General features: G+C 62.7%; 6 protein-coding genes. 2 read left to right on the top strand and 4 right to left on the bottom strand.

Annotation, left to right across the window (positions count from 1 at the left end; genetic code table 11):
* On the bottom strand, positions 1-970 hold a 970-nt coding region (locus tag IRZ56_RS10785; RefSeq protein WP_196144926.1), incomplete at its 3' end, for a cache domain-containing protein.
* A 384-nt stretch (positions 971-1,354) separates the two neighbouring features.
* On the opposite strand from IRZ56_RS10785, the gene IRZ56_RS10780 reads away from it, so the two are divergent.
* Complete coding sequence (locus tag IRZ56_RS10780) at positions 1,355-1,846, top strand: GNAT family N-acetyltransferase (protein ID WP_196144925.1); 492 nt, start codon at positions 1,355-1,357, stop codon at positions 1,844-1,846.
* A 150-nt stretch (positions 1,847-1,996) separates the two neighbouring features.
* Here the strand turns inward: IRZ56_RS10780 and IRZ56_RS10775 are convergent, their stop codons facing one another.
* The 3 genes from IRZ56_RS10775 to IRZ56_RS10765 form a co-directional block, all read right to left on the bottom strand.
* Complete coding sequence (locus IRZ56_RS10775) at positions 1,997-2,188, bottom strand: DUF4223 family protein (RefSeq protein ID WP_084858005.1); 192 nt, start codon at positions 2,186-2,188, stop codon at positions 1,997-1,999.
* A 276-nt stretch (positions 2,189-2,464) separates the two neighbouring features.
* Positions 2,465-3,481 carry an Ldh family oxidoreductase gene (locus tag IRZ56_RS10770; protein ID WP_196144924.1) on the bottom strand — a complete coding sequence of 339 codons (1,017 nt, stop codon included), beginning with the start codon at positions 3,479-3,481 and terminating at the stop codon, positions 2,465-2,467.
* A gap of 96 nt (positions 3,482-3,577) precedes the next feature.
* On the bottom strand, positions 3,578-5,200 hold the full coding sequence (locus IRZ56_RS10765; protein WP_196144923.1) for an APC family permease: 1,623 nt from the start codon (positions 5,198-5,200) through the stop codon (positions 3,578-3,580).
* 474 nt (positions 5,201-5,674) lie between these two features.
* Here IRZ56_RS10765 and IRZ56_RS10760 point away from each other — a divergent pair, with 474 nt between their 5' ends.
* Positions 5,675-6,388, top strand: coding sequence for a helix-turn-helix domain-containing protein (locus IRZ56_RS10760; protein ID WP_411969652.1), 714 nt, complete (start codon positions 5,675-5,677; stop codon positions 6,386-6,388).
* The last annotated feature ends 95 nt before the right edge of the window (positions 6,389-6,483 follow it).

Raw genomic sequence — 6,483 nt, 5'->3', positions numbered from 1 at the left:
GGCGGCGGGTCAGGTCGCCTTCGCCCTCGGCGATGTCCTGCATGGCGCGGCCCATGGTGGTCAGCGGGCGCATCAGCACCGGGATCAGCAAACCCAGCAAGCCGGCGATGGCGGCCACGGCGATGAGCATGGCGATGATCGCCGAGGTGCGGAATTGGCTCAGGCCGGCGTAGGCCTTGTCCTTGTCGATGGACAGGCCGATGTACCACTGGGCCGAGGGCAGGCCTTGCACCGGGGCGAAGGAAATGATGCGGTCCTGGCCGTTCAAGGTGACATCCTGCATGCCCGGCTCGACCTTCAAGGCGGCATCGGGGTAGATGTCCTTGAGGTTCTTCATCACCTGGTCCTTGTCGGGGCTGACGATCACCTGGCCGTTACGGTCGGCGAGGAAGGCGTGGCCGATGCCGCCGAAGTCCACCGAGTTGATCAACCGCACCAGGGTATCCAGGCTCAGGTCAGCGCCCGCCACGCCCAACAGCTCGCCGCTGGCCTTGGCCTTGACCGGCGTCACGATGCTCATCATCAGGCCACCGACGGTGCCCTGGTAAGGCGGGGTCAATACGGTACGCCCGGCATTGGCCGCTTCGCCGTACCAGGGCCGCTTGCGCGGGTCGAAACCTTCGGGCAGCTCCACGAACGGCCGCTGGGTGAATACCCCATCGGCTTGGCCGAGGTAGGTGAAGAGGAAGTTCTGCGTGTAGGACGGTTGCTCGACCAGCCCGGCGACATGAGCGCCGATGCCCTGCTGGGCGATGTCCTGGGCGAGGTTCTCAAGCATCAGGATGCGCCCGCTCATCCAGTTCTGCACGCTGCTGGCGGTCAAGGCGCCAGCCTGTTGCACGGAAGACTCGATGTTCTGGCGGATGATGTTGCGCTGCAGGTAGTCGTTGTAGAGGGTGAACAAGGCAAACGCCAATACCACGACGCCGCAGGCACTGAGCAGGACCTTGTGGCGGAATTTCAGGTTCATGTTCCGGACCTTGGATGGATTGTTCTTTTTATCGCGCGCTCATGACTCGATGGCGGGACTCTCACGTGCGCTATCGGCTGCCCGTGTATGGATCTTGAGCGCTGCGGCGATTTTTCCCACAAAGCTCTACAACCTTTCTTATTGAGTTAAGCGGCAATGGGGCCGCTACGCGCCCCATCGCGGGACAAGCCCGCTCCAGAGACCTCGTCCTTGGAGGGTTTGCGTGATCCTGTAGGAGCGGGCTTGTCCCGCGATGGGCTGCATAGCAGCCCCAATGAATATCCAAAACCGGCACTAGCCTGTATGGCGTAATTCACGGCAATCTGTAACTAACACCCGCCTGGTGGCTGCTCTAGCATCGAGCCCACTGATGGAGGGCAAGCCATGCACGAAATCCCCGGCAATATCGACTGCCCAGGCCTGACGGTCCGCCGCCTCGGCCTCGACGACCTGGAAGTAATCTGCCGCCACCGCGAGCGGATGTTTCTGGAGGCCGGCGGCGATCCTGAACAACTTCGCCAGATGACCGAACACTTCCGCCCCTGGCTGTCACAGCGTCTGGGCGATGGCCGCTACTACGGCTTCGCCTTGGTAGAGGGCGAGCAGGTCGCCGCCGCCATCGGCCTGATGAGCATCGATTGGCCACCGCACCCGGCCCATCCGACTCGCGATCAACGTGGCTATGTGCTGAACGTGTTCGTCGAACCCGACTACCGGCGCCGGGGCCTGGCGTCAACGTTGATGAAGCTGGCCGAGGCCGAGTTCGCCCGGCGCGACATCGCGTTCGCTGTGCTGCATGCCACCGAGGCCGGCAGGCCGGTGTATCTGGCGCAGGGGTGGAACGCTACCGCTGAAATGGCCAAGCACTTGGGTTGAAAGCGTGCAAGCCGGTATGGCGCTATCTCTAAAAATAGCGCAGGACAGGTGGGAGCCGGCTTGCCGGCGATAGGGCCGGAGCAGGTAAAAAAACCCCAGCCATAGGATGACTGGGGTTTTTGATCACGCCGAAAACGGCGCGTTCCAGAATTACTGCTGCTGCGGCAGCTTGTCGATCGGGCCGCAACCGCCAATAACTTTGGAAATGGAAACCGAAGGGTGGAACAGGTAGTCGTACGAGCAGTTCTTCTGCTGGTTGAAGACTTGGCCGGTGCAACCGGAGAGCAGTGCCACGCCGGAAACGACAGCGACAGCAACAGTGGCCTTGATCAGCTTTTTCATTACTAAATCCTTTAATTTATAATTCACCACCGTACTGATGGCGCCGCGATATTAGCAAACGCGTTCAAAAAAAAGAATTGCCAATGTGCACAGGCTTAGTTGAACGATTACAACGGCTTGCCTATCAATCCAAACCCTTGATCCCTTTAAGAGTTTCCATTCAATTGGATGTCGACCTGTCAGACGCAGGTGAGGCATGAAAGTGTGACATGTATCACGAAAGGCAACTTTCAAAGTTCCATGCGCTGCCAACTTTCCATTCACGACGTGGTGGCCTTAAAGCAACCGTCGAACATCCTCGACCACCTGCCGATTGACCCAAACCCCTTGCGCCTGCGATCGCTCGCGGGCACTGAAACGACGCTGGGAAGGCAGGCGTGCCCCCTGTTCGGTGATCGCGGCGAACAGGTGTTCCGCCCGCTGCATCCCGGCTTCGACATCGCCCCCCAGGAAGGCCTTGGGGTCGAAGGCCAGCAATAGCTCGCCATGGCACGGCGTGGCACCGGCGCCGGCATCGAACGCCATGGATTCGAGGCTGGTCATGTCACCGATCAGCGCGCCGGCGAGCAATTCGATCATCGCCGCCAGGGCCGAGCCCTTGTGGCCGCCGAAGGTTTGCATCGCACCCGCCAGCGCCGCGCTCGCATCGTTGGTCGGCTGGCCATCGCTGTCCAGCGCCCAGCCATCGGGGATCGGCTTGCCCTGGCGGGCGTGCAGTTCGATGTCGCCACGGGCGATGGCGCTGGTGGCGAAGTCGAACACGAACGGCTCGTTGCCCGGGCGCGGCCAGGCGAACGCCAGGGGGTTGGTGCCGAACACGCCGCGCTTGCCACCGGCCGGCGCTACCCAGCTGTGGCTGGGGGTCATTGCCAGGCCGACCAACCCGTGGGCGGCGATGGCCTCGACTTCCGGCCACAGGGCCGAGAAGTGGAAACAGTTGCGGATGACCAGCGCTGCGATCCCTTGCTGCCTTGCCTTCTCCACCAACACCGGCAGGCCGGTCTGGAAGGCCAGGAGCGAATAGCCCTGGTGCGCATCCACCTTGACGATGGATGGGCCCTGGTCGTGGACCGTCGGCAACACTGCCGGGTCGACTTTGCCGGAGCGCAGCGAACGCACGCACACCAATACCCGGTACAGGCCATGGGAATGACACTCGTCGCGCTGGCCCTGGGTGATCACCTCGGCGATCGCCTGGGCATGGGCCATGGACATGCCATTGGCGAGCAGGGCATTGACCGCCAGGTCATGGACCTCCTCGAGGCTCAGGTGGATCGAATCAGTCTGGTTCATGTGTTTTCTCCTTGAAGCAACGCTCTCCCTGCGGAAACGGCTGTGCCATCACGGCGCCGTGACCAGGGCTTTCGCCCTGGATCACGGGGCATCGGATCAGCTGGCGTGTGCAGTGCTCACCCCCTTCACGGCAGGTTGCGCGTGGGGCTCGTCTTCTTCATCGGCCTCCAGGCGCACCAAGTGGGCCGGCACGCCGGTGCAGGCGCCCCAGTAGTAGATGCCCAGCGAGCACAGGGCGACGATGACGTTGTCCAGCGGATGGGCCAGCACGCCCAGACCACCGAAGCTGCCGAGCTTGGACAGCACGATGATCATCGCGTAGAAGCCCACCAGCCAGAGCGAGGAACGCACCTGTTGTTTGAGCGACAGGTGCTCGGTGGGCACGAAACGCCCGGCCAGCAAGTACACCAGGAACATCAGGATCTGCAGGCTGAGCAGCCAGGACACGGTGTTCCAACCCGACCAATAGACGATCAGCGAGGCGATGATGAACGACACCGGACCCAGCACGCCCAAGGCCTTGACCCGGAACGGGCGGACCAGGTCCGGGGCGCTGCGGCGCAGGGCGGCGACCGAGACCGGCGCCACCGCGTAGCTCAATACCAACGCGGCAGACACCACGTTGATCAGCGCTTCCCAGGACGGGAACGGCAGGGTCCAGAAGATCGACATGGCGAAGGTCAGCCACAGCGCCGGACGGGGGATGCCGGACGCCTCGTCGATGCGGGTGAACACCTTGAAGAAGGTGCCGGTACGCGCCCAGCCGTAGATGACCCGCGGCGTGGCGTTCATGTAGATATTGCCGCAGCCGCTCGGCGAGATCACCGCATCGGCGATCACTAGGTAGGCCAGCCAGCCGACGCCCAGGGTGATGGCGATGTCACGGTATGGCAGCGAGAATTCCTTGCTGATCTGGCCCCAGCCGTTGGCGAGCATTTCGGTCGGCACACTGCCGAGGAACGCCACTTGCAACAGCACATAGATGGCCGTGGACAGCAGCACCGAGAGAATCAACGCGATCGGGATGGTGCGTTGCGGGTTACGCACCTCGCTGGCCACCGAGATGATCGGCGTCAGGCCCAGGTAGGCGAAGATGATGCCGCCACCGGACACGGCCATCTCGATGCCGGACATGCCGAACGGCGCGAAGCCCTGGACTTCCAAGTTTTCCGGGCTGAAGAAGCTGTAGAGCACGACGATGACCAGCAACGGCACGATGAACTTGAAGGTGCTGATCAGGTTATTGGTCTTGGCGAAGGTCTTGACGCTGCGGTAGTTGACCACGAAGAACAGGCACAACAGGGCGAACTGCACCAGCCAGCCGGCCAGGGTCGCGTCGTTGGTGCCCGGTTTGGTCAGTTGCGGGAACCAGGCCGCGGCGTACTGGCGCGAAGCGACCACTTCGATCGCCACCAGGCTCGAGAACGCGATGATGGTGATGAAGCCCATCAGGTAGCCCAGCAACGGGCCATGGGAAAACACCGGGTAGCGCACCACGCCGCCGGCGCGCGGCAAGGCGGCGCCCAGTTCGCAGTAAACGATGCCCAGCAGCAGCACGGCGAAACCGCCGATCAGCCAGGAGATGATGCCCGCCGGGCCGGCGATGGCCGAGACGTGGCTGGCAGCGAACAGCCAGCCGGAGCCGAAGATTGCGCCCAGGCCGATGAACGTCAAGTCCATCAGCGACAGTTGTTTCTTGAATTTACCTTGGCCTGACATAGCTAAGCCCTTTTTGTGGATTATTGAAATAGGCAGAAACTGTGTTGGAGATCGTGGTCGTTCGTAGGTGAAGCAAAGGCCTCTGGGTTCGAGGAGTGACGCTTGTCGCGATGGCGCAAGCAGCGCTTCCTGTTTCAGCGATGGGTTGCAAAAGCTCGTTCCAGACAGGCGGATGGTCTATGGCCGCCGGGCAGGAGTCAGGGGCGAGGAGGTGCCAGGCACGCTCGTTCTTTTCTAGGTTGAACTGATCGCGGCCAGGATTGCTTGATGGTTTTCATCAACCCTGATGACGAATTCGGCACAATTTGCATCCGCTGCTTGACGCCGGGCCGCCATGTGCAGGCATCCTGAAAAAAACAATCCGCCCGTGCCACACGGCCCGGGGACAGGCTCCCGAACTGCAGGACCGCCACCATGCCCGAGTCGCATTTCGCCGCCATCAGCGAAGGCCTCAGCGCCCATCGCCCGAAGAACATGAAGGAGCTCATGGGCTGCATCTCGCTGATGCAACCCATGCTCGATGCCATCCCCAACGCCGTGATCTTCGTCAAGGATGCGCAAGCCAGGTACCTGATGGCCAACCGCACGCTGGTGGAGCGCTGCGGCTTGAAGTCCCTCGCCCCGCTGCTGGGGCGCACCAGCGCGCAGGTTTTTCCGGCACAGCTCGGGCCGGGCTACACCGAGCAGGACCGGCGCGTGCTCGAAGGCGCCCTGGTGTTGCAGGACCAGTTGGAAGTGCACCTGTACGGGACACAGCAACCGGGCTGGTGCCTGACCCACAAGCGCCCGATCCTCAACCGCCAGGGCGAGGTCATGGGCCTAATCGGAATTTCCGTCGACCTGCAGTCCGCCGCCCAGGCACACCCGGCCTACCAGCGGTTGTCGGCGGTGGATGCCTACATCCGCGAGCACTACCACCGCCCGATCACCCTCGATGACCTCACTGCGGTCGCCGGCCTGTCCGTGGCGCAGCTGGAGCGTTACTGCAAGCGGATCTTCCACCTCACGCCACGGCAGATGATCCACAAGGCCCGGCTGGAGCAGGCGCACCTGTTGCTGCATTCCGAGCTGCCGATCACCGAGGTGGCGCTGCGCTGCGGCTACTCCGACCACAGCGCCTTCTCCCGGCAGTTCAAGACCATGACCGGTTTCACACCGCGCCAGTATCGCCAGGCGACCCGCGGCTGATTGACTTGGGCCTGCTCAGCTCCCCCCTGTAGGAGCGGGCTTGTCCCGCGATGGGCCGTCCCTCTCACCACGGCGGTATGGCAAGGGCTTCGCCC

This window comes from Pseudomonas guariconensis (assembly GCF_015680235.1).
Lineage (GTDB): Bacteria > Pseudomonadota > Gammaproteobacteria > Pseudomonadales > Pseudomonadaceae > Aquipseudomonas > Aquipseudomonas guariconensis_A.
The sequence above is the reverse complement of the archived record's forward strand: the minus strand, read 5'-3'. Positions and strand labels throughout refer to the sequence as shown.